Source organism: Anaerostipes faecalis, from assembly GCF_018982945.1.
Taxonomy (GTDB): Bacteria; Bacillota; Clostridia; order Lachnospirales; family Lachnospiraceae; genus Anaerostipes; species Anaerostipes faecalis.
In genome coordinates, this window is the sequence record NZ_JABRXE010000005.1 from 131,597 (window position 1) to 155,044 (window position 23,448).

22 protein-coding genes are annotated in these 23,448 nt (G+C 40.1%); all 22 read right to left on the bottom strand.

From position 1 onward, the window contains the following. Positions 1-68: 68 nt before the first annotated feature. Entirely contained in the window at positions 69-1,895 is a 1,827-nt protein-coding gene (locus KTB61_RS07465) for a DNA cytosine methyltransferase (protein WP_216697158.1), read from the bottom strand. After that, entirely contained in the window at positions 1,885-3,156 is a 1,272-nt protein-coding gene (locus KTB61_RS07470) for a site-specific DNA-methyltransferase (RefSeq protein ID WP_216697159.1), read from the bottom strand. Before KTB61_RS07470 ends, KTB61_RS07465 begins: the two co-directional genes overlap by 11 nt. A 9-nt stretch (positions 3,157-3,165) precedes the next feature. Continuing rightward, a complete protein-coding gene (locus KTB61_RS07475; protein WP_216697160.1) occupies positions 3,166-3,948 on the bottom strand; it encodes an S-adenosylmethionine synthetase N-terminal domain-containing protein in 783 nt (260 codons plus the stop codon). A 1-nt stretch (position 3,949) separates the two neighbouring features. Beyond that, a complete protein-coding gene (locus tag KTB61_RS07480) occupies positions 3,950-4,501 on the bottom strand; it encodes a terminase (RefSeq protein ID WP_132226275.1) in 552 nt (183 codons plus the stop codon). Positions 4,502-4,735: 234 nt separating this feature from the next. After that, the gene (locus KTB61_RS07485) at positions 4,736-5,116 is read right to left on the bottom strand and encodes an HNH endonuclease (protein WP_216697161.1); all 381 of its coding nucleotides are present in this window, start codon (positions 5,114-5,116) and stop codon (positions 4,736-4,738) included. Positions 5,117-5,251: 135 nt separating this feature from the next. Further along, the gene (locus KTB61_RS07490) at positions 5,252-5,665 is read right to left on the bottom strand and encodes an RNA polymerase sigma factor sigma-70 region 4 domain-containing protein (RefSeq protein WP_022059255.1); all 414 of its coding nucleotides are present in this window, start codon (positions 5,663-5,665) and stop codon (positions 5,252-5,254) included. After that, positions 5,655-7,016 carry a DEAD/DEAH box helicase gene (locus tag KTB61_RS07495; protein ID WP_216697162.1) on the bottom strand — a complete coding sequence of 454 codons (1,362 nt, stop codon included), beginning with the start codon at positions 7,014-7,016 and terminating at the stop codon, positions 5,655-5,657. The genes KTB61_RS07490 and KTB61_RS07495 overlap by 11 nt, the downstream gene beginning before the upstream one ends. Next, on the bottom strand, positions 6,997-7,278 hold the full coding sequence (locus tag KTB61_RS07500; RefSeq protein WP_132226279.1) for a VRR-NUC domain-containing protein: 282 nt from the start codon (positions 7,276-7,278) through the stop codon (positions 6,997-6,999). Before KTB61_RS07500 ends, KTB61_RS07495 begins: the two co-directional genes overlap by 20 nt. Positions 7,279-7,420: 142 nt before the next feature. Further along, a complete protein-coding gene (locus KTB61_RS07505) occupies positions 7,421-9,676 on the bottom strand; it encodes a phage/plasmid primase, P4 family (protein WP_216697163.1) in 2,256 nt (751 codons plus the stop codon). Further along, positions 9,669-10,109: a DUF7768 domain-containing protein gene (locus KTB61_RS07510; protein WP_132226281.1), complete on the bottom strand. Its 441-nt coding sequence runs from the start codon at positions 10,107-10,109 to the stop codon at positions 9,669-9,671. Before KTB61_RS07510 ends, KTB61_RS07505 begins: the two co-directional genes overlap by 8 nt. Positions 10,110-10,114: 5 nt before the next feature. After that, a complete protein-coding gene (locus KTB61_RS07515; protein ID WP_216697164.1) occupies positions 10,115-10,882 on the bottom strand; it encodes a phage antirepressor in 768 nt (255 codons plus the stop codon). Positions 10,883-10,950: 68 nt separating this feature from the next. Beyond that, a complete protein-coding gene (locus tag KTB61_RS07520) occupies positions 10,951-11,412 on the bottom strand; it encodes a hypothetical protein (RefSeq protein ID WP_216697165.1) in 462 nt (153 codons plus the stop codon). A gap of 505 nt (positions 11,413-11,917) precedes the next feature. Continuing rightward, the gene (locus KTB61_RS07525) at positions 11,918-12,106 is read right to left on the bottom strand and encodes a hypothetical protein (protein ID WP_118452660.1); all 189 of its coding nucleotides are present in this window, start codon (positions 12,104-12,106) and stop codon (positions 11,918-11,920) included. Between the two features lie 17 nt (positions 12,107-12,123). Beyond that, entirely contained in the window at positions 12,124-13,269 is a 1,146-nt protein-coding gene (locus KTB61_RS07530) for a helix-turn-helix domain-containing protein (RefSeq protein WP_216697166.1), read from the bottom strand. Positions 13,270-13,472: 203 nt separating this feature from the next. Then, the gene (locus tag KTB61_RS07535) at positions 13,473-15,356 is read right to left on the bottom strand and encodes an ImmA/IrrE family metallo-endopeptidase (RefSeq protein ID WP_216697167.1); all 1,884 of its coding nucleotides are present in this window, start codon (positions 15,354-15,356) and stop codon (positions 13,473-13,475) included. Positions 15,357-15,492: 136 nt separating this feature from the next. Beyond that, entirely contained in the window at positions 15,493-15,750 is a 258-nt protein-coding gene (locus KTB61_RS07540) for a hypothetical protein (protein WP_216697168.1), read from the bottom strand. A gap of 23 nt (positions 15,751-15,773) precedes the next feature. Further along, positions 15,774-17,219: an LlaJI family restriction endonuclease gene (locus KTB61_RS07545; protein WP_230973663.1), complete on the bottom strand. Its 1,446-nt coding sequence runs from the start codon at positions 17,217-17,219 to the stop codon at positions 15,774-15,776. Positions 17,220-17,231: 12 nt separating this feature from the next. Beyond that, the gene (locus KTB61_RS07550) at positions 17,232-19,106 is read right to left on the bottom strand and encodes a hypothetical protein (protein ID WP_216697169.1); all 1,875 of its coding nucleotides are present in this window, start codon (positions 19,104-19,106) and stop codon (positions 17,232-17,234) included. 13 nt (positions 19,107-19,119) lie between these two features. Next, the gene (locus KTB61_RS07555) at positions 19,120-20,352 is read right to left on the bottom strand and encodes a DNA cytosine methyltransferase (RefSeq protein ID WP_216697170.1); all 1,233 of its coding nucleotides are present in this window, start codon (positions 20,350-20,352) and stop codon (positions 19,120-19,122) included. Next, positions 20,345-21,418, bottom strand: coding sequence for a DNA cytosine methyltransferase (locus KTB61_RS07560; RefSeq protein ID WP_216697171.1), 1,074 nt, complete (start codon positions 21,416-21,418; stop codon positions 20,345-20,347). The genes KTB61_RS07555 and KTB61_RS07560 overlap by 8 nt, the downstream gene beginning before the upstream one ends. Further along, a complete protein-coding gene (locus tag KTB61_RS07565; RefSeq protein ID WP_118520787.1) occupies positions 21,419-21,646 on the bottom strand; it encodes a helix-turn-helix domain-containing protein in 228 nt (75 codons plus the stop codon). A 422-nt stretch (positions 21,647-22,068) separates the two neighbouring features. Further along, entirely contained in the window at positions 22,069-23,448 is a 1,380-nt protein-coding gene (gene rlmD / locus KTB61_RS07570; RefSeq protein ID WP_216697172.1) for a 23S rRNA (uracil(1939)-C(5))-methyltransferase RlmD, read from the bottom strand.

Genomic DNA, 23,448 nt, shown 5'->3' on the forward strand with positions numbered 1-23,448 from the left:
CATATATCACTCTGAATCACGTAAATAGCAAGTCATATCTGTAAATATCTGAGTAAATATGAACCGATTTATCCATCATGATTTTGTGCATAATATGCTATTCCGGAAAGCACGAACACCACATTAGGAAGTGCTACACCATTGCCCCACATCTTATACTCCGCTGAGTCTGAATGTGGGTTCTTAAGCCATTTTCTGATTTGATTATCTGTCTTCGGCTTTGTTTTCTTTCCAAGTGCATCAGTGTGTGTCTGAAAGATTTCTCTCCATATAGAAATATCCTCATCGGTAGGATTCTCTGTTCCAAGCTCATCACACCACCAATCCGGAAATCCCTGCAGTCTTGCACATTCCGTAGGAGTAAGTCTTCTCACAATATATCTCGGTTCATTAACGATAGGTGGATCCTTGTAATCTGTGGCAACGAGTGTGTTTGCCATTTCTTCTTCAGCGGATGTAAAAAATGATGCCTTGGATGAACTATACACCGGATGAGCTACTCCACTTGCTCCTGCTGCCACAATAGTCGGTTCTACTTCCTCTTCAATCTGGAAACTGAACTTTGCATTATAGCCTTGGTTCATTGCGGGTCTGCCAATACCATATGCAGGCTCTCCTACAAAATTTTCATGAGGATTTCCCATCATCTGAGAAGACGGTCCCTTTGGACCATCGTTGGCAGAAAGTGTCGCATGAATATCTGCAAATGCCACTGCGTGTTGCTCCGTTGCATTTAATGTGTACATGACATCTGATTCCTTATATCCATCACCCTTATGAGAAGGACGAGTGCCATTGCCTTCAATCACAGCAATGCCGCCTTGGTTGCAGCCGGGATTCCCACCATTGCCATCAATGGTTCTGCTTGTATCTGCTTCATAAAATCCACTGTTTGGATTTGCAGATTTCATGGAATTACTGTCCTTGGAGCAGATGCCGTAAGCAACAGGCTGGAATAATGTCTGATCATTGTTTGTTCCAAGTGTTGCTGACTTGTTCTCCTGGATTAGCGGACCCTTTCCTCCGCCTTCACATCCACTTCGGATTTTCAATGTCTTTGGTGTTTCCACTACAAACGGCTGATTGTTGCCGCCTGTTCCATAAGTAGAAAGAACGGTCTGAGACACATCAAGAGGACCCGTATATCTTGCATCCTGTCCGTGGTTTTCAAACATTAAGCCGATGCCTGCATCTTGAGTGCCTTCTCTAAAAGCGGAGGCAGAACTTTGCCACGACTGGATGCTCTCCTTAGAATACCCAGACAAGCCTTCTGACTCAAATAGTATTTTTCCGGCACACCAATCTGCAAAATCTGCGACAAGGTAGATACGTTTTCTTCTCTGGGGTACTCCCCAAAACTGAGCATCAAACTGTCTCCAGGCAACGGAGTAATTATCTCCCATGATTTTTCCTGCACGGTTCCATTTGTTAGGTTTAGGCACTGACACTGATTCATCTTTGATTTTGCAGACCTCTTCGAGTACTGCTCTGAAGTCTTCTCCCTTGTTGGAGCTGAATGCTCCGGGGACATTTTCCCAGACGATAAATCTAGGTTTTCTGCCATCTGTCTTACACCTCATTTCTTTTATGATTCTGACTGCCTCATAAAACAAGCTAGACCTTGAACCACCAAGTCCATCACGCTTGCCTGCAATACTCATATCCTGGCATGGACTGCCAAATGTGATGATGTCTACAGGTTCAATCTCTGCTCCGTTCATCTTGGAGATATCTCCATAGTGCTTTACCTGTGGCAATCTTTTTGTTGTAACTCTTATGGGAAATGGCTCAATTTCTGAACTCCAAATCGGAGTGATACCGGAAATTAGTCCTCCCAAAAGAAAACCCCCGGAACCATCAAACAGACTTCCGAGGGTCAAATTCTTATTCTCCATCTGCTCCCTCCACCTCTTTTACAAGGTCGGAGTAAGCAAGTTTCTCTCCGTTTCTTATAACGAATACATTATCTGTATCACCGGTATCCTCAACATATCTGCGAAGGATGACGGATGCGTATTTCTCATCAAGTTCCATCGTATGACATACACGGTTCGTCTGCTCACAGGTCATGAGCGTTGAACCACTGCCACCAAAGGTATCAATGACGATTGCGTTTTCCTGACTTGAATTTCCGATTGGATAGGCAAGCAGGTCAAGTGGCTTTGAAGTCGGATGATTCTTATTCTTCTTCGGCTTATCGAAGTTCCAGACGGTTGTCTGACTTCTGCCTGCATTCTTGCTCCAGTAGTGCTTTCCATTCTGTAGAAAGCCATAAAGGACTGGTTCATGCTGCCACTGATAATCACTTCGGCCAAGCACCAGAGAGTTCTTTACCCAGATGCAGCACCCGGATAAATGAAAGCCTGCATCCATGAAAGCCTTTCTGAAATTAAGACCTTCTGTATCTGCATGAAATACATAAGCCGAGCCACCTTTTTCAAGATGCTCGGCCATGTTCTTAAATGCGGAAAGCAGAAATTCATAGAATTTATCATTTGCCATCTTATCATTTTTTATGGATAAGCCATCGGAACTTTCAAATGCCACATTGTACGGCGGGTCCGTTACGATAAGGTTGGCTTTTTTACCATCCATAAGTGCAGCTACATCTTCTGAGGAAGTCGCATCACCACACATCAATCTGTGTCTTCCGACTGTCCAGATATCACCACGCTTTACAAATGCTGCTTTCTCAAGTGCAGCTGACAAATCGTAGTCATCATCCTTTACCCCAGAAGTATCATCCGAACCAAAGAGATCCGCAATCTCGCTTTCGTCAAATCCCGTAAGTCCGATATCAAAGTCCTCACTCTGGAGAGCCTCAATTTCAATACGAAGTAACTCTTCGTCCCATCCTGCATCCATTGCCATTCGGTTGTCTGCCAAAATATACGCTTTCTTTTGTGCTTCTGTAAGGTAGTCCACAAATACACAAGGCACTTCAAGTATTCCTTCTTCCTTTGCAGCAAGGATTCTTCCATGACCTGCGATAACATTAAACTCTCGGTCAATGATAACAGGATTGATGAAACCGAACTCACGAAGGGAAGAACGAAGTTTCATAACCTGCTCGGCAGAATGGGTTCTTGCATTATTCGCATAAGGAATTAGTTTTGATACAGCTACAAGCTGCATTTCTGTAGTTGTCTTTCCCATAATGCCTCCTTAATAAAGTCCCCACTCGGCAAACTTCTCAAAGCCACCGATGGAACGAATAAACTCTCTTGCTTCTTCCACAATTTCCTTATATGGAATACCATCAACGGCATCATCACCAATGGCACATACAAGTTCTACTGGTTTGCCAGTTCTCTGTGCCTTAAGGAATGCATGGATATTTACAGAAACATCCGCCTTGGATAAGTCCTTGCCATGAAGACCACCACCTGTTACGGAGTCTGCCATATCAGAACCAAGCTTACGATTGGTTGCCCCGGTATCTACATCCGTGCCACCAGTCCAGTCACCCAGGGGATTGATTTCAGCTGCAGGATAGATTTCCTTTAAGTGTACTTTTTTTGCATTGCTTTGGCAGATGATGAGTCTTGCCTGATCAAGAATGTACTTTCCATCAAACGGATACACTTTATAGATGTCTCTTGCTATCTGGGATAATGCCTTCTGCTCTTCAGTAAGTGGCATTCCCTTGAAGATTCCATTGTCACCACAATGGATGCTCTCTTCTTGGTTCTTTGCAAGGTGTATATCCTGGGGAACTATCTCGATGTCTGCTCTGACATCTCCGGCAATTCTATGGATTACTTCTGCAACATCAAGCTTGTCAATATCAGCTGATGTTTCAATAATTACATGAGCCTGCCCATGACCGATAAGCACCTCAACGGCAACCTTCGGATTTTCTTCTTTTGCATAAGCCAAATCAACAATGGCACCTGCTATTCTGTCTGCCACCTTATCAGGATGGCATGGATTTACTTTTTCAATCATATTATTTTCCTTCCCTTGCTCTTAGGAGTCTTTCCATCAAATCATTCTGTGGAGCAGCATCATCATAATCTGTGCTGCAGTTCTCCTTCACAATCTGAAATATTTCGTTCCAGAGCCTTACTGCCTGGTTCATATAGTTGATGCCAATGTTAATGAACGGAGATGGGATTGGTTTCTGTGTTGTTGGGTGCTTTGAAAGAAATCCCAGCTTGTTGGTCATCTCTTCGCACTGAATCCATCTTGCAGAACACATCGCATATCTTTCCAACAGCTGTGGGGATACCTTCGATGAGCATCCGATCTTGTTGAGCCAGTTCCATGTTTCCGTATAGATTTCGTGAGCCTGCAGTTCACTTCCGTCTCTCTGTTCTGCAGACAGGAAGTCGTGTGGCTTTGGCATCTCCACACCTTCCACTTCAGGAATATCCAGGACTTCTAATTTTCTGCCACCCGGATTTCCGTTCTTTGCTTTCTCGGATACAGCCGTTTTCTTGCGACCTGCACCAGGTCTTGCACCACCACGGCCACCGATGTTATTCGATTTTGTAGGCACGTCTGTACACCCTCCTTTAATTACCCTTTTGATTTCGCATTTTTCACACGCAAGACCCCACGCCGTTCCACGGTGGTCCCGGTGTTAAAGATTTTGACCGCCCCTGGGGTACTTTTTCATTCATCAATTCGCAGTGTGACACCCTATGACCAGCATTTCCTATATTATATATATAGGATAAAATTTTTATCTCTATAGAAAAGGATAGTAAATAGCCGTCATAGACCGACACACTTAATACTTATACACATGATGTTTTTTACTTCCGTGATAATCACCGCGTGCGGCATGGATCTTGGCATGACAGCTTTTGCAAAGAGAAATCAGATTGCTTCTGTCGTGGGTACCACCTTCTGACAATGGTTTCTTATGATGAACCTCATCCACCGGAACAATGATTCCTTTCTCAAAGCACTGTTCACAGAATGGATGTTGCTTAACATAGCTGTCACGAATTCGTTTCCACGCTCTTCCGTACCTGCGGCGTACAGCTTTGTCTCTGCCATACTTCTCGTAGGATTGGTTCATTTGTTTTTCATGTTCCTTGCAGTATCTACCTTCTGTTAAATTAGGACATCCAGGATAACCACACGGTTTCTTTGGTTTTCTTGGCATCTTTTTCACCTCCATCTGGACATAACAAAAGCCTCTGTGGGATTGCTCCTACAAAGGCTCTGTTGTATTTATATATTTTTCTACAATACCATTTTACATCATTTCGGTATGAATGGGGAGTGGCCTAGGGGTGATCTAGGGGTGTCCTCTTTCAAAACTGTCCAATGCACGTCTATGTAGTTTCTTTGTCCAACGCAGTGAGTAATGCATTCGAACAGAAATATCTGGCATTGATAAAAATTCCAAGTACCTATATCTTAAAATCATCTGTTCCATTGGATCTTCCACAACATCAATTGCATTGTCCACTTCGGTTTTAATCTCATCAAGCTTTTTATAATCTTCAGCAATCTCTCGCTCTAGATCATCTATCTTTTCTAAGTAGCGAACAAAGGGAGCTTTTGTATTTTGATTGCTTGAAAAATGCTCCTCGAATCCCGGTGATGATGGACTGCACGATAATTCTCTGTAAAATCCGAGCTTAATTTTCTTATCGTTAATCTTGTTATTTAGAATGAACGGTCTGTTCAGATAATCTTTAGCCGTCATAAGCACCACCTCCGATTCTCACTTTAACCGCATCAATAAGATCTGTCTGTGTTTTCTCTTTTAGCCTTAATGCCTTCATCACATCTTCATCGATGGTATCCTTTGAAATAATGTGGTGTATGACAACTGTGGATTTCTGCCCCTGTCTCCATAACCTTGCATTGGTCTGCTGATAGAGTTCCAATGACCAGGTAAGACCAAACCATATAAGGGTCGAACCACCACTTTGCAAATTCAAGCCATGTCCGGCACTAGCAGGATGGATTACACCAATCGGTATATCACCGTTATTCCAATCTCTGATATCCTTTGAAGTCTTGATTTCACGAACCTTGAATCTTTCCTTGATTCGCTCCAAATCGTGGTTATACCAGTAAGCCACAAGTACAGGCTTTCCATTTGCACCCTCGATTAAATCTTCAAGTGCATCAAGCTTACGGTCATGAATAAGGAAGACTGATTTTTCTTCGTTATAGATAGCACCATTAGCCATCTGCAGAAGTTTGCCTGAAAGAGCAGCTGCATTTGCAGCATCAATCTCTTCATCTTCCAAAGACACCACCATTTCCTGTCTTAATTCGTCATATACAGACCATTCCTTTTCTGAAAGCTTTACTTCCACTTCGTTCATAATGCATTCAGGCATTTTTAGAAAATCTGCCGACTTCATGGAAATCGTAATATCCGATATCAGTCTGTAGATGGCATCTTCCGCACCTGGTCTTGGTTTGTAGGAAAATATCATCTGCTGATTTCGTTTATCCGGCACAAAGAAATTCATACGATAATGTGTGATGTATCTTCCGAGCCTTTCTCCCATGTCAAGGATTCTGAACTCTGCCCATAAATCCATAAGTCCATTACTGCTTGGAGTTCCTGTAAGACCCACGATTCTTTTTACCTTTGGTCTTACTTTAAGAAGGCTCTTGAATCGTTTAGCCGATGCAGACTTGAAAGACGATAATTCATCAATGACAACCATATCGAAATCAAATGGAAAGCCACTCTTATTGATAAGCCAGTCCACATTCTCTCTGTTGATCAGATAGATACCCGCACTTTTTCTTAACGCCTCTTTTCGCTCCGACTCTGTACCTATAACAACCGAATAGGTAAGACCCTTTAAGTGATCCCACTTTTCTATTTCAGCAGGCCATGTATCTCTTGCTACTCGAAGGGGTGCGATGACCAGAACCTTTCCTACTTCAAATCTGTTATAGAGAAGTTCAAAGATTGCTGTTAAGGTAATCACACTCTTTCCAAGTCCCATTTCTAAAAGGACTGCTGCCACAGGATGTTCCAGTACAAAGTTCGTTGCATAAGTCTGATAATCATGAGGATTGTATTTCATCAATGACACCCCCAATCACATCAGTGTTATCAACCACATAGCAGGGAAAACCTAAAGCTGATAACTGTTTCATTCTTCTTTTCTGTAAGGCTCTTGGTTTCTTGCCAGGAGCCTTGAGTTCTATAAAAGCCATTCTCCCTTTTGGAAGAAGAACCAGTCTGTCCGGCACTCCGTCAAACCCGGGAGATGTAAATTTGATGCAGAAACCACCTGCAAGCTTTACAGCCTTTACAAGCTTCTGCTCTACTTCTTTTTCACGCATTCGTGCCACCTCCATCAATGCTGAATTTGATGGTGTGACAGGGTAAGACTGTCATTTCCTATACTTTATATATAGACTTAATTTTTTTACTCTATAGAAAAGGATAGTAAATAGCCGTCATTAACTGTCACACCTACTGTCATTACTCTTCTTCCATAAAGTCTGTCTTAAGTCTTAAGCCTTTAATGTATCTGCCTTTACGGTCACGGTATCTTTCAAATCCGACCGTTTCCAAGGCTGTGTAGAAATCTGTTGTGCTTCTTGTAAACTCACCCACCTGGGTACAGAAGATTCGATACTCGTTATATACCTCGCTCGACTTTGCCACATAGGCAGGGTCAAGTTCGCAGCGTTCGCTTAAGAAGTAGGAAAGCCAGTCATTACTTTCCTTATAATGCTCAATGGCATCACGCACCTTCTGTGGCGGGTCAATCTTGTAGTTGTCTGCAATTACCTTTCTTGCACCTTCGATAACCCATGTAAGGATTGCTCCGCCTGCCTTTTCAAACAGATAGTCTGCATAGTTCTTGATATCAGCACTTCCTTCAATCTTGGCATCAAACGGAATAACGATAAGTCTTCTCCAGGTACCTTTATCAATCGCACCGACCTTTGGCAGATGGTTGGTATAAAGCACGAGTGTATGTGTCGGAGTATATGAGAACGGATCTTTATACTTCTTTTCAGCATAGATTTCATCGGTAGAGCAAAGCTGTTTAACATTAGCGGTATTCAATCTCATGCCTTCTTCCAGCTCAGCTGCAATGAGCATTCTCTTACCCTTTGCCTCGGCAAGTTCCGGCTTGACATTTCTTCTGCATCCAACGGTAAGCATATCTGCAGAGATATTTCCTGAGTATGTACCAAGGACTCTTGCGATAACATTCCAGAAGGTTGACTTACCATTGCGGCCTTCTCCATATGCGATAATGAGTGCCTCCACATACACCTTTCCGATTGCTGACAGACCGACCATTCTCTGAACATAATCAATAAGGTCGGTATCCTTTAAAAAGAAGGTATCAAGTGCGGCTGCCCAGATATCTGCTCCATCACTTGATGGGTCAACGGTTGTCTGTTTTGTGATGAAATGCTCTGGTCTGTGTTCCAGCGGATACTTGGTGCCCTGTCTTAAATCATAGGTAAGAGTCGGTGTATTAAGCATGAACTCATCGGCATCAAGGTTTCTCTGTTCCACTTCAAGCATCGGACGAGCCTCTTTTAATGTGGCTGCAATATTCTTTGTATCTCTTCGCTTAATGGCATACTTCTTGTAAGCCACAGCATCTTCATACATCTCATAGGCATGAGCCTGCTGTTTATTGAACATCTGCACAGCCTTCTTCGAACCCACCGATACAAGAATCTCCATGCCGCCATTCTTTACAAGTTCATCCATAGCCTTCTTCATTTCGGTTTCAGCCTCTGCAAGCTGTCTTTCTGTCAAGTCCTGGGAAACACCCTGGGACTTTGGTTTTGACTCTTCCCAGAAACTGCCGTTGTAGACCATGTAATCAGTCGATGGGGAATAGCGAAGGATGTCCTTATACTCGGTTGCAAGAACCGTAGCTTGCCCCACATCGGAGAAGTCTTCCGGCTTTAATCTGCAGTCAGAGTTGTACTGTTCAGGTGGAATGTATCCTTCCTGGTTCGACACCTTGTTACCGAACTTTGATGCACTTCTCCATATCACCTTGAGTTCACTTTCAGGAAGTGGTGGATTACAGAGTTCTGCCTTCTTAAGGAAGATCTGATAAGCCTCTTCTGTATTTCCGTATCTCTTGATAATCTTCCCGGCAATGTGGCTCATGGTACTGTTACGCTGACCTTCCGACACCTGCTCAAGGCTTGCATCGAAATCTGAAAAATCATCCTCTTCCAGATAATCAAGAATGGTCTTGTCACCTTCATAGAACTCCACTTCATCAGAGTCATTGCCATAAAGGAATCTTGCAGAGTCTAATGCGTTGGTATCGTAATAAGGGAAAGCATCAGCTATCTTGCGTTTCATGGCTGCATACTCTTCTCCGTCCGTTACCTTTGGTATAGGGAAGAATACATGAAATCTTGGTCTTGCCGATTTATCACCCTTTGGAAGGTTGTGGTGTCTGCTGTAAGATGCAGCAAATACAACTCCCGGAATTGAAAGTGCAATATCAAAAGGAGTAAGCCAGTCTTCCGGGTTCTCTGAATGGTCATTGTCACAGTCAAGTGGAATACAGTCAGAGGATTCAAAGTTATCCTTACTGCGATAGTTTCCTTTATACTTGGCTGTTACATGATCCATCTTGGTTGCTGCGATAAAGGACTCTTTATCCGTTACAACATTCTTATTGGGATACAGACAGTTACCGCTGTTGCCGACACAGTCTGCTGAATAAACAGTAAAATTAATCATATTCTCCGACCTCCTTCAAATCCTGGGTAAACCATCTGATCTTCATTCTTCTTTTCTTGGCTACACCAATCTCACGAGCCATGCCTCGGCTTATCACACCACCGAAGACCCAGACCTCTGTGCATTTGCCAAGAAGTACATAATTGAAATGCATAGCCATCTCTCTTTCAGCCTCATTACCGTCATCCATGAACTGTGGATATAAAAGATGAGGTGTTACCGGGATAGCATTTTCATCAACAGCGAATCTGCTGTATCGTTTTGCATTCTTTACATTGGTTTCAACATCTCCCGCATATGGACTGCACACATACACCAAAGGAAGATAGGCAGCCTTTTTATCAGCTGCCATTTCCTCACGGTGGATGTTGGTAAGAGCCTCATATGTGGTCGGGTCGAAGTACCCTTCGTGATTAAACTTATCAACACCCATATTTCTTAATCCTCCTGTTCGATAACTGGTAAGATACCTTCATTCTTCAAAAGGTCATAAAGGAAAAGTCTGCCCTTCTGAGTCCAGTAGGTATGCATCACACTTCTGCTCTCATCGATTGCGTAGGTACGGGACTGTGTGTATCCGCACTCTGCATAGTGCTGATATAAAAGCCAGGTCTTTCTGAACTTGTACTGAACCCCAAGTTCGTGAAGAAGTTCATTGAACTTTCGACCGCTCATACCGTAGTCCTTTGCAATCTGTGTAATAGGAACTGTGTTCTTGTTCTGTAAAATAAGGTCATAGTAGCTTGCCTTTGGCTGGAGTTCTGCAATCTGCTGACGCTGAATGAGTGTCTGGCATTCAAGCTGTTTTCTTCTCTCACGCTCTTCCTTAAGCTGTGTGAGTGCTGCAATCGCAAGATCAGGATTCTCCAAAATCTCATCGATGGCATACATCCCATGCTTACGGATAGCCGGAAGAACTTCTGATGTAACCCAGTGTTTGAACTTCTTCGCATTCGGCATCTTGCTTGAAAGGATAAGACTGTAAAGTCCAGACTCATTGATGATGATTGTTTCCTTATCCTGGTTACCATCAAAGATCATGACCTTGTGTCTGTCCTCTTCATCTACATGGCGGTTGATATCTCGACTACCGTTCTGGTACCCGAGAATGTCTGCAACATCCTTGCCGACAAACATAACCTCACCGTTTACGATTGCTGTTCTTACAGAGCCAAACTCTGTGCTGTTAAATACTTGTAATTCCATACGAATTACCTCCTTAAATAAATTTCTCGGAGGTGTCACCCTCCTACCTGGTAGCCTTGGGAGAAGGGTTAAAAGGACGTTTTTGAAAAAACTTTTTTTAATTTGTTGATTGCACGTCTGTAACGATGACTGACATTGTTGGCCTCCTCGCCGATTTCTGCTGCGTACTCGCCTACGGTGTAGCCGTCAAGTGCAATGGCAATTACCATATCTGCTACCGTAGGTTTAAGAAGACTTCTCAAAGTTTCACAGCATTCTTCGTATTCAAGCTGGTTATGTACTCCATCAATTGAACTGTTAAAAGCTGACTTATCAGCTGCTCTGAACATAATTGCTTCTTCAGTGTTGACCTCAACTGTTCCATCCTTGCTCTTCATATAAGCATTGCCAGTATGACGGTCATGCTTATGCCAGTTGTTGTAGTCGGGTCTGTTGAATCTTTCCTCGATTACATCCTGGATTCTCTGTTCGTAGTCTTCCTGACTTTCATTTTCTGAAATGGAGATATTAAGCCATCTCTCCAATTCCACGTTTTCGACCTCAAGGGTCTGGTACTCGTTCTCGTAACGAATCTTGATTTTCATAAAGTTCCTGCCTTTCTGCCTGGTTCTTGCAGAAGGGCATAGGAAACAAATAAAGGCCGGTGCTTATAGAAGTACCGACCCATGAAGCCTGAAAAAGGGCATAAGGAAATAAGGGTACCTCTATCACACCTTCCACAGGTTGTCCTGTGGTTGATGTCGATATCTGTATCCCAATGCCCTTATAGCTAATCAGGCCTTGTGATATTATTTTTTAAGTGCCTCTAACACTGAGATGGATACGCATTTCTGTGTATTCATCTCAGTGTCAGGTGTTTTTATTTATAGTGTACACTGGAAATTTTTCTCGTGATGGACACGCCATGTCCGCTGAAAACTGCCGTAAAACACAAAAAAAACCGGAGTTACCTACTTTGCCTATAAAGGCTTTTGTAGATAACTCCGGCGGTTAGCTCCTCGATTCTTTACGGGGCAGTTTGCGGTAGTTTCTAATTCATTCTTTTGCTGCTTTCATTATTGCTTGATTTACTTGGTATTGCATGTCTTCCCAAGAAATCGTTTCAAACTTATTTTTATTTATCTTTACCTCAAGCGTTACATCGTCTCCATTTACAATAACATTGCAGAAACGAGGTGGTATATCTTTGTCGCTGTGAAGATTTCTAATAGATGTCTTTATCAATCAACTCAACCTCCTTCTTAGAATGGCATTTCATCCATGTCATCAGATATATCATCCTTCATGAATGCATCAATTGCATACATCACGTCATTGTTTACCTTCGGATGTTCCATACGCTCCTTTACAGTTGAGAACAATAACTCAAGAAACGGAGCAACTGGTGTATCATCCTGTGAGGCTACCAACAATTGACTTCCCTTGGACGGTACATACATCCAGGCTTCTTTAGCAGCTGCAGAAGAATCTCCAACTTTATGAACGCTCTTCTCAATATCCATAAGATAAAGCGTTGTTCCATTTTTTAATCTAAGATTAAAACAATCTCCGGCAATATATGTCTTGGGACCAAAGGTCTTTGAATTGAATACGATTCTAGTTACTTCCTGCGGATATTCGCAGTCTGTCTCCTCATAAAATGTTTCTTCTGCAAACAGAGGATGGTATACGAAACCATTCATATCCGGCTCCATTCGATTCAGATTAAACGCTGTCTCTCGATTCCAATCGAGCCTATCCTTTAATGTATCTTCCTTTAATTTATCGAAGAAACTTGTAATATACTGCTCTGTCGGTGTAAGTCCAGTAAGATCGACAGATATCAAGGTATCAACACTAACCTTAAGAAGCTTTGCTGCCGTTACAACAAATTCCATACTCGGCTCGGATGTATTTCCATCCTTCTCCAGACGAGACATATATCCTAATCTGATTCCTGCTTCCTTTTCAATCTGACCTATTTTAACATCTGGATTTTGACGTAATAATTTCCGAATATTCGAAAAACAAAGCGTTTTATTAAAATTTTTACATTCACTTAAGTATGACTCCAACTGAGTAAGAAAACCTGCCCACTGAGTACGTTCCTTATTCAGTACATCCAGACGATTACGTATGCTCTCCTCCGTTCCATATTCTTCGATAAGATCATAGCTTTCCTTTGATGATGAACTTTGCTCCGTGCGTTCCCACCTTTGCAGTGCATCCTCAAGTTCTGCAAGATAGCTATTTATATCATCTAATTTATCTTCTACCACCTGCTTTTTATCCAAGATTTCATCTTTATTGCAGAGTCCCATACCCGCAGTTGCTATGAAACCACGCATTATGTCTACATCTTTGATATCGCTAATTTTAACATCAGCTAATTTTCGTTCTTCTGACATAGCAGTGCCTCCTTTGCATTTTGATGATATTATTATACACCATTCACGCTTTTTGTCAATATATGCAATACCGCTTTTGCTATTGCATATATTTGCAATCAAACATTCTTTTTTACTGCATAGTAAAAAGACCCGGAAGTTTTCTTCTTCCAGGTCACTCTAGCAACGGACATGGCATGTCCGTTTTTTTATAAAGTAAATTTTTAAATTGCTACATCATATTGCTCAAGATATTCTTTAACAGCCCACAGTGGTTCCGGGTACTTCACATGTAAGGCTTCACTAATCCACTGATGTTCTGGATCAAACGGTTTCAGCTTACATCCCAAAACATCCAACAGCTTCTCGCTTATCATTGGTGGCAAGTTAAGCCCGAAACAAATCAACACAGCAGTGTTCAGATTCGGAGCTGTTTTCCCTTTAACGGTACGGCTGATTGTTTTCGGATCTCTATCAATCAAGTCACCGAGATCCGTGTATTTCATATTTCTCCAGTCTAACAACAACTCCATGCACTGCTCTGGATCGTCCGTCATCTGCTTTCGAATATTCAGCCACTCCTCCTGTTGCTTCTTTCGCATTGCAATCTGTCGTTCCGGTGGAGCATTCTGATACCCATTGTGATATTTTACATCAAAGGTAATATCGCTCTGCTCTCTGTTCAAGAAGCAGATAGTATGGTATGCGGACTCTACCTTACTCGTGATGCTTAGATCAAAGACAAGACAACACTCGTTCATATGTGCTCTGGCATAATCAGTCAGCATAAGCCGACCGTCCATATCAGTGCAAACATATAGCGGAGAATTGTAGACATAATGATTTTCTATAAACAGATAATCACCATTAGCAGTCTTTTCACGGAGTTCCGGATTTGAGAAGCGCTGAATAGCTGCATCTTGAGCACTTATCGTAAATGTCTGATATGCTTCAATTGAGTCCTTTCGGAAACCATGTGGTCGGACATACTGACCATCAACATAGTTAAAAGTTCCGATTGCACCATCAAATCCAAGTTCTACTAATCGAATCTTAGCCGCCTGCCTGGATACTCCAAAATCGACTGCAAGTTGGTCGATGACCATCTCCATAACATCCATTTCGTATTGAGCATCGCTCTCACGCAAAAATGTAGCTATGTACTCGTTCGCCTTGGCTCTAAACGGAGTCTGTGGCATCTGAATTCTTGGTGCAAGTTGGTTAGCCTGTTTCTCCATGAATTCCGTAGATTTTTTTGATATTTCAGATGCTGCACCACCTACAACTTCGCAGCTGATGCATGATGCTGCTTCATTATAAAGCCGTTCTAATACAAAAGCTTTCCTATGCTTATCCCAGTGAACGCACTCATGAATTATGGTTGTATTCACTGATCCGATATTTCGAAGCAGGTACACCAAAGGATCTACAAGAATGGTTTTTCCTTTAATATGAGTAAGAACATCTTTCTCTGCGTCCTCATCATAAATGTCAGCATCGGCTTCCTCAAAATAAATCTGACCGAAAACCGATGAATCATCTTTAATACGATGGCTTTGAATCGTCAAGTCCAGTGCTTCTACCAATCTTGTCGGATCTACCCACACAGGAGATTGACCCCTTAGTGGAACTCTCAGTGCTTCTGGGAAATTTTTCTTTAAAAAATCCTCTGCAACCCTTTCAAGTTCAGAATAAGGAATGATTGGCACAAGGGAATCATCCATCGGATCTTTCACTCGATTCTTACCGTTGTAGCTAGATACCGATGTAATTTCGAAGTCCTCCAGTTTTTTATCCAGATCACCCCGACAGGACACCATCAACCAGAAAGTTCTCTCTTCTGATACATCATAGTGATGGTTGCCATCTTTTATTTCAATATTCACTGACAGAGCAACATCGAAACTAATCTTCATTCCCGGAAGATCTTCCACCCAGACATGCTCCACATGAACATCTGCAATCTCAGTTTCTCCGACAGAATGCACTCTAGTAGCCAGTTTTTTTATATAGTCCTGGTTATCCTCAATGAACTGCTCGGCTGCCGCCCAGAACTCATTTTCATATTTCTTTCTAACATAATCCGTAAATGAGCGGCTTACCGCCATACATAGTACCTCCTACAATTTCAGCTTATCAATATCAATCTTCTTCCTGCTCAGATAGCAATTAAAGAGAATCTCTGCCAAAATTAAGCGTATCTGTATATCCTCCAAACCTAAAATTTAAAGTAGGATAATTGTTTTAAATCGAAGGAATTAAATTATCTTCAATGCCTTCTGCAACACAATCAATATTTGCAATTCTAGCTGTGAATATCAATTCAACAGGAACAGGATCATGTCCACTTTTCAGGTGACTCGGTAATTCTTTGTTATAGGACGTTATATCCAAATCATAGGCCGCAAAAATGCCACCACACATGGATTTGATTGTATCTGCACTTCGTGTGCGGCTTTGATATATTAGGGTAATTATTGTTCCCAAGCATATCTGCTTCATTTTCACGACCTCCTATTGAATCATTACAATTTCAAAATTTCCATATCCATTTTTCTTCCTGAAAGGTACAAATCATATGCCATTGTTGCAGGAATTAACCTTGTTTTTATATCTTGAAGTCCCAAATTAGAAAGCATCTCCATTCGAACTTCACCCTTATCCTCTATCTCGTTGTTTTCTGTTGGAAGTAGAAAACAGTTTTTTACAGAAGAGAAATTATGGTCTTCAATAAACTGTTGATATGCCAATTGGTAAAGATACTGTTTGGTGATAGATTCTATGCCGGGCTGTCCTGTCGGAACAATTCCCTTTTCCAAATGGGCATTATAATATTTTGCATCAAATATAATAAATTGATGCTGTTCATTAACCATACAAATAGAAACTAAATCTGGTATCAATGTATCTTTTGCACACTTTCCTGTAATAGTCCACAATGGTTTCTCGATTAATTCAATAAGCTTCTGTCTTCTGTTATAACCTTCTTTCAATGGCACAGGCAGTTTTAAAATGCCAAGAGGGACATCCAACTGATTATCCATAATATCTGCACAAATTTTTTCCCATACCAGATTGAAACTATTTGTTCCAAATAATGACAAGCACTCTGTATCGTAGAGACTTCCTCTTCTATCGATATAAGCATACATTGTCTTCAAAACCAACTGTTTTCTTGTGTTGAACTGAGTATTAAGTTCGTTTTCAATTCGATATAAAATATATTCTTTATCCCCGAAATCATCCAACTCTGCATCAGTAAGATCAACACCTGTCATCTCAAATAAATCAAGTAACTCTGCATCTTGGAGTTCTTTTGAAGCCATCGTTACTAAACACTCATGGAGCCTCTTGAAATAATCAAAATCATTGGTGACTCTTTTACGAGTTTGTAATTCTGTATAATACGGACGATTCTCTGAAAGCAAAGTAAAGGTTTCATTAATAGTCTTATCCCACAGTATTTCACCAGAACCATTGCATTCAATAATATCTTCTGTATTGGTATATACATCATTTTCAAAGTAATCCTGTAACAAAAATAACAGCACAGCCAACAGATTAAATGAGTTACTTTCACTGCTATCGTTGAACATACGAACAATCTGTTCTTTGGCATTATATTTTTCCAAAACCTTTATAACCTTTCGTAGTTCATCCGTAGGTTCCTTTGCGTTCAAAAGATATTTGGGATAACATTTCAGAACTCGTCCGGCTACAACAATAACTCCAACAAAGGTGAACACATAGAAATATTCATTTTCTCCTACTTCTACATCCACCATCTCGATATCCTCTTCTAACAGATCCGCCATATTTTTCTGAATATCAGAAGCCTTAACAGCCTTTAATACACCGAACTCCTTTAGTTTTCTGATTAACGGAATCGCATGTTCTTCACTGCACTTTAAAATGTGACACAATTCATTTTGTGTATATCTTTTTTGTTCTCGTACAAATTCAGAAATCATAATCAGACCTCCTTATTCTTGTGTGGTATCACCGTATTTTACATCCTCCACTTCACAATCTAACTGAATGTCATGATTAAAGATTCCGACACCTTTTGCTTCAAATTCTCTACAAATTTCTGAGTATCTGCTGCTATTTTGGAAACATCCCTCAAATAATCTAGGTCTCTTCTGTTTTACTGCATCCTCAAACAAATACATAATAACTTTATTTTTAAAGGTATTAATGAATCTATCTCTATTAATCTCGTCACCATCTTTAGGTACAACAATGCTTCTTGAAATGAAATAAGGTCCAAGCTGTTTATCTTCGTTAATCTTCTCTTTTGCAAGAAAATTATTGATAGCTTTTCTTAACTTATTCCACTCCACTTTTTGGGATTTATCATCAGCAAGATATACATACTTGCCTTGGAGATCCTGATCGCTGTCATCAATTCCGATATATGTAAAATCCCATCTTCTCTTAAATGCTGTATCCATTGGGAATACACCCTGGTCTGCGCTATTCATAGTTGCCCAAATAAACATGTTATCTGGAATTTTTATTTTATTATAATCACTTGGATCCCCACCCAGTTCTTTCGCAAGATATTTTTTAACATCTTCGGTTGCCTGGATTGGATACTCGCTGACAAAATCATCACCTCTATCAAGCAACTGGAAAATGTCTCCGAATACAGCAGCTACATTTGCTCTGTTGATTTCTTCGATAATTAATAGGAATGGCTTAATATTATCCGTTCTGCTATTCTTCAGTGCCTTAACATACATACGCATGAAAGGTCCAGGAACATATTCATAAGAAATATCCTTCTTGCCACTTGATGGCTTTAAAAGATTTACATATGGTCTGATTGCCTTTCCATGATTGCGTTCTACACTATTATCACCTGCTGCGTCTGAACCATCAGCTTTTCTTGTCTTGAAACTTTCATCTGTATAAAGCCCCAACAAAAGTGGAAGTCTTGTTAATCCATCACCTTTGAATCTGTCATAGAGCTGATCATACTTTTCTTGTGCAGACTTTGTTTCATCAGTTAATACCGCCAAGACATCTTTTTCTGTTGCCAAAGAAATAACCTCTGCAGAATCATCAATCATTACCGGTTTATATGTTCCTACAAAATTTGCATAAGAATAATCTGGGTGAAAAGTTACACGTTCATAATCATCCTCATTGTCCTTGCCTAACAACTCCACGCGGTCGCTATTGATAGTAAAACTCTTGCCAGTTCCCGGTGCACCGAAAAGAATTCTGTTTCTTGGAAATGGCGATTCGTAACCAGTCTTAAAAGGATCTTCCCGTTCCACATATGAATCATCTACAACTAATTCATCTAAATTTGCCAAAGCAGAATTTTCCATATATGGTCGATTGTCATAATATGTAAGGTAATCTAACAAATTATCCTTGTGAACTGCCGTGATATAAATTCCTAGTTTATTAGCAATACGTTCTATCCCCTTAGATGGCACATAGTCATTTGGAATAATTATTTGATTTCCAGGCCCATTTCTTGATCCATTTAAAGTGCCTGATATTTTTTCAATATCAGATTCATTACACTCTAAACTAAATGAATAATCATTATATTTGTCTACCGTATCGTTAACACCTATACAAAAGTATTTCATGTTGTTTGTAATCGCATAATTCCATGTTACTCCTCTTTCATAAGCACCACTATCTCTTGTATCAAAATAATTCTTTGTATTATCTTGCTTATGAACCAAGGGATAAACAAAAACTGCGGCCTTTTCACCATTTGGCAAAGAGAATACGAACCCTCTGCGCTTTGTATTCTCTATTATTTGTTTTTCATCATCAGTTATTCCTAGATAACGATTTAGGGTTTCTAATGCTTGGTTTGTAGTGTATGCCACTTTTCATTACCTCCTAATTTCCATTCTCTGTGAGAATATCATAGACTGCATTTGCACAGCATTTTGCGGCAAGTGATGGAACTGCATTTCCTATCATTTTGTATAGTTCCATGTTACTACCTTCAAAAATATAATCATCTGCGAATGTTTGCAGTCTAGCGGCCTCTCTAACTGTAAGGGTTCTGCATTGTGATGAATCTGGATGAATGTGTCTTAATCCATCTTTATATAAATGTGCAGGTATTAAATTACTTGGTTCATCCCACTTGATGACATGATATTTATGAACATTTGAATTCTTTCCTGTCATCTTTGTATATAATTCTTTTAGTGCAGAAATCGATACATATTTATTTCTTCCGGATTCAATATCCTCTGTTAAAAGTTTAAAAATCCCAACATCTCGATCACTCTGCCATCTAGCTACATGATTTGCAACCATGGGATCTGGTAATGAATGTCTTGTTCTAGCCCCATTATATTTCGAGTCTTCTTCCTGTGGGTATAATTTAGGCAAATCACCAATAGCTTCTCTTACCGTTATTTTTCTAGAAGATTTATATTTTGGCAAAACAGAAAAATAGAAAGATTTCACAATTTCCTCACTATTTTCTTTAAATAAATCTTTTCGCACACCAAAAATGATTACTCTCTTACGATTCTGAGGAACCCCATACTCAGTAAAATCTATAACAGCTTTTCTCAAATCTTTCATGATATGATAGCCAACTGTTTCAAAACTCTCTTGAATAATATCAATTATCGGCCTATCTCCAGGTTTTGCACTTAATATCCCTGGGACATTTTCAAATAAAAATGCTTTAGGTTTATATCTTTCAAGAACCTTTATATAACTTTCAAAAAGGTAATTTCTGTAGTCATTTTTCATTCCATGTTCGTCCCGTACTCTTCCTGCAATCGAATATGCCTGACATGGAGGTCCACCAATAATCACATCAATCCCATCTGCATCTTCAATGAGTTTATCCAAACCTATAGATGAACCATAGACTGGATCATCAGTCCACCCTTTAAATAAATCATCAGTTCTTTGTATGTCAAACCTTAGGACTCTCTGATCCGCATCCGAATACTTCCATTTTGTTCTTAATCTATTTTCGAGATTTTGACATGGCACCTTTTCCCATTCAACTGCTGCAATAGTATCGTAATGCCCTGATTGTTCAAAGCCATCCATAAGACCACCACATCCAGCAAATAAGTCGATTGCTTTAATCTTAGCCATTATTTTTCTCTCCTATAATTTCTAGTATAGCTTTTCCTAATGCTTCACCTAACAAAGGTGGAACCGCATTTCCAACCTGTCTATCTTGCTTTGTTCTGGTTCCTGTAAACACAAAATCATCTGGGAATGATTGAATTCTTGCACTTTCTCTTACAGTTGGGACACGGTTCAATTCATAGTGGAAAAGATTTCTATGTCCTGTATCTACAGTTCGTGCCGGAGCATTACCATCCAATCGTGTCCAAGCCATATGAAATTTTCTGCTCTCTCCAACCCCTGCAGGCAAGTCCTTATAATTACCACCTTCCGGAACTAATGCGATAGTTTCTTTCACAAAATCTTTATGATTTGTTGCAACATGGTTTGAAAGAACCATACAGTTCTTCCTCATCATTTTCTGATACTCTGTAACTGCATCTTGCGAATAAACATCTTCGTTCGTGCCTAATTCATTATTTCTTGTAGGTAAATCCGATATTGCCTCACGGCAAGTACGATAAGGTCTATCTGTTCCCGGGCCAAACTGAGCTTCTGGAAAACAAGGTTCTCCTAAGTCTTTTCTAATCCCCATAAAAATCAGACGTTTTCTCATCTGTGGCACTCCATAATCACAGGCTTTTAATACTTCACAATCAATATTATATCCCATATCTCGAAATCTCTTGAGAATTTCTTCCTTGATTTGACCTTTATATAAAGTTGCCATTCCCGGAACATTCTCAATAATAAAAGCTTTAGGCTTATACTGTTTTACCATTTCAATTACAGCTAGATATAATTTATTTCTCTCGTCATCAAAATTACGAGGTCCTGTTAATGAAAATCCCTGACAAGGTGGTCCTGCAATAATTACATCTATTGTTTTATCTCCAGCTATTTTCTTTATCTCATCAAACGTTTCCTGCTTGGATAAATCTGCATTCAACGGCTTTGCACCATTATGGTTAAGTGCGAATGTGTTAAGGGCATCTTGGTCATTGTCAACGCCAACAATGATATCAAATCCCGCATCCATAAATCCTTTCGATAATCCACCGCATCCTGCGAATAAATCTATTGCATTCATTTATTTGTTATCCTCCGTTAGTTTTTCTTGTTTAAACTCACAAATATCAGAAATATCGCAATCTAAACTTGAACATATTTTCATTAGCACTTCCATGCTAACAACTTGATTTTTACTTAACTTTGCAAGTGTATTTGTCCCAATACCCGTAACTTTTCTCAAATCACTCTTATTGGGCATTCCTTTATCAATCATTAATTTCCATAATTTATTATAGCTTACTTCCATCTCTTTCCTCCGATTCAGATGCATAATCAAACCCAATTTATATTATATATAGAGAAATCATTTTTATCAATGGAGAAATAAAATATTTCGCCCTTTATATATTTAAGACTGAACCCCTCTAGGGTTCAACTTCTTGTTATCTATTTTCTAGTGTCAACCCTGCTGAGTAAACCAATACCCACTCAGCTATCTGCAAGCATCAAAAAAGGACTTTCCGCAAGACTTCATATATCTTTACTGTGTTTATTTTTTTCACACATCACAAGTAAACACTTCTGTATAATCGACCCAATCTCAATATTTCTGTCTATCCAACTATAAAATTTCCTAGGTTTTTAAAAGCTTTTAGGACATTTTTTGCGGTATTATTTTCAGTAACCAAAACTATCGAAATCCCCTTATTTCAAGCCTTTTTCACACTTTTACTTGTGTACTTTAGTCAACAGAACCACGCTCTCAACATGGCTGCTATGGCTGAACTGATCCACAACGCTGACTTTTTCTACCTGATACCCGTTTTCTCCGAGCACCTTCACATCTCTTGCCAGAGTTGCCGGATCACAGCTGACATAGACGATTCGTTTTGGCTCCATCTTAACCATTGTATCCAAAAGCTTCTTATCGCATCCTTTTCTTGGAGGATCTACAACAATAACGTCTGCATAAACCCCATGTTTTTTATACTCTTCCGGCAATACTTCCTCTGCTTTCCCAACAAAAAATGTGGCATTATCTATATGATTCATACGGGCATTTAATCTTGCATCATCAATTGCTTCTTTGACAATTTCCACCCCATAAACCTGTTTTGCTTTCTGTGCCAGGAACAAAGAAATAGTTCCAATACCACAGTATAAATCCCAAACAGTTTCTTCTCCATTCAGCTTGGCATACTCCAAGGCCTTTTCATATAAAACCCTGGTCTGTTTTGGATTTACCTGGAAAAAGGACAGTGGACCAATCTGATATTTTACATTTCCAATATAGTCATAAATATATGGAGGACCGTAAACTTCTTCTATTCTATTTCCTAAGATACGATTGGTCTTTTCTTTATTGACATTGACACAAATACTGGTCATACCATCTATTTCCTTTAACGATTCCACAAGTCCGTCCAAATTTTTCAGATTCTTTTTATTGCCATTGATAACCAGACATACCATAATCTCTCCGGTGACAAAACCAACACGGGTAACAATATGTCGCACCAGGCCCTGATGTATCTTCTCATCATAGGCCGAAATACCATTTTCTTTCATATAATCCAGTACTTTTAACAAGATTTTTTCGTTGACCGGATGCTGAATGGCACAATGGGTACAATCAATAATACTATGAGTCCTTCCTGCATAAAATCCTGTAACCAGATTTCCTTCCTTATCGGTTCCTACCGGGAACTGGGCTTTATTACGGTAATAAAAAGGATCTTCCATTCCGTAGATCGGCTCCATTTTCTTTTCTATTCCATTCAGTCCGCCTATTCGCTCCAGACAGTTTTTTACTTTATTAAATTTATACTCAAGCTGTTTATCATAGGACAAATGCTGCAAGGTACAGCCACCACACGGTCTGGCCACAGGACACTTTGGCTCTACACGATCTTTGGATGGTTCCAGGATTTCTTCAACTCTGGCAAATCCATAATTTTTCTTTGTTTTTATGATCTTTGCTCGAACTCTGTCTCCAATAACGGCATCTTTCAAAAAAAGGGCATAGCCGTCAATATGACCAATGCCCTCTCCCTCATTTCCAATATCATCAATATATATTTCTACAATTTGATTCTTCTTAAATTCCAT

Bases quoted from the DNA above. Each gene is read 5' to 3' on its own strand.
- KTB61_RS07465 (WP_216697158.1), bottom strand. From the start codon at position 1,895: ATGGAGAATAAGAATTTGACCCTCGGAAGTCTGTTTGATGGTTCCGGG.
- KTB61_RS07470 (WP_216697159.1), bottom strand. From the start codon at position 3,156: ATGGGAAAGACAACTACAGAAATGCAGCTTGTAGCTGTATCAAAACTA.
- KTB61_RS07475 (WP_216697160.1), bottom strand. From the start codon at position 3,948: ATGATTGAAAAAGTAAATCCATGCCATCCTGATAAGGTGGCAGACAGA.
- KTB61_RS07485 (WP_216697161.1), bottom strand. From the start codon at position 5,116: ATGCCAAGAAAACCAAAGAAACCGTGTGGTTATCCTGGATGTCCTAAT.
- KTB61_RS07490 (WP_022059255.1), bottom strand. From the start codon at position 5,665: ATGACGGCTAAAGATTATCTGAACAGACCGTTCATTCTAAATAACAAG.
- KTB61_RS07495 (WP_216697162.1), bottom strand. From the start codon at position 7,016: ATGAAATACAATCCTCATGATTATCAGACTTATGCAACGAACTTTGTA.
- KTB61_RS07500 (WP_132226279.1), bottom strand. From the start codon at position 7,278: ATGCGTGAAAAAGAAGTAGAGCAGAAGCTTGTAAAGGCTGTAAAGCTT.
- KTB61_RS07505 (WP_216697163.1), bottom strand. From the start codon at position 9,676: ATGATTAATTTTACTGTTTATTCAGCAGACTGTGTCGGCAACAGCGGT.
- KTB61_RS07510 (WP_132226281.1), bottom strand. From the start codon at position 10,109: ATGGGTGTTGATAAGTTTAATCACGAAGGGTACTTCGACCCGACCACA.
- KTB61_RS07515 (WP_216697164.1), bottom strand. From the start codon at position 10,882: ATGGAATTACAAGTATTTAACAGCACAGAGTTTGGCTCTGTAAGAACA.
- KTB61_RS07530 (WP_216697166.1), bottom strand. From the start codon at position 13,269: ATGTCAGAAGAACGAAAATTAGCTGATGTTAAAATTAGCGATATCAAA.
- KTB61_RS07535 (WP_216697167.1), bottom strand. From the start codon at position 15,356: ATGGCGGTAAGCCGCTCATTTACGGATTATGTTAGAAAGAAATATGAA.
- KTB61_RS07540 (WP_216697168.1), bottom strand. From the start codon at position 15,750: ATGAAGCAGATATGCTTGGGAACAATAATTACCCTAATATATCAAAGC.
- KTB61_RS07545 (WP_230973663.1), bottom strand. From the start codon at position 17,219: ATGATTTCTGAATTTGTACGAGAACAAAAAAGATATACACAAAATGAA.
- KTB61_RS07555 (WP_216697170.1), bottom strand. From the start codon at position 20,352: ATGGCTAAGATTAAAGCAATCGACTTATTTGCTGGATGTGGTGGTCTT.
- KTB61_RS07560 (WP_216697171.1), bottom strand. From the start codon at position 21,418: ATGAATGCAATAGATTTATTCGCAGGATGCGGTGGATTATCGAAAGGA.
- KTB61_RS07565 (WP_118520787.1), bottom strand. From the start codon at position 21,646: ATGGAAGTAAGCTATAATAAATTATGGAAATTAATGATTGATAAAGGA.
- rlmD (WP_216697172.1), bottom strand. From the start codon at position 23,448: ATGGAATTTAAGAAGAATCAAATTGTAGAAATATATATTGATGATATT.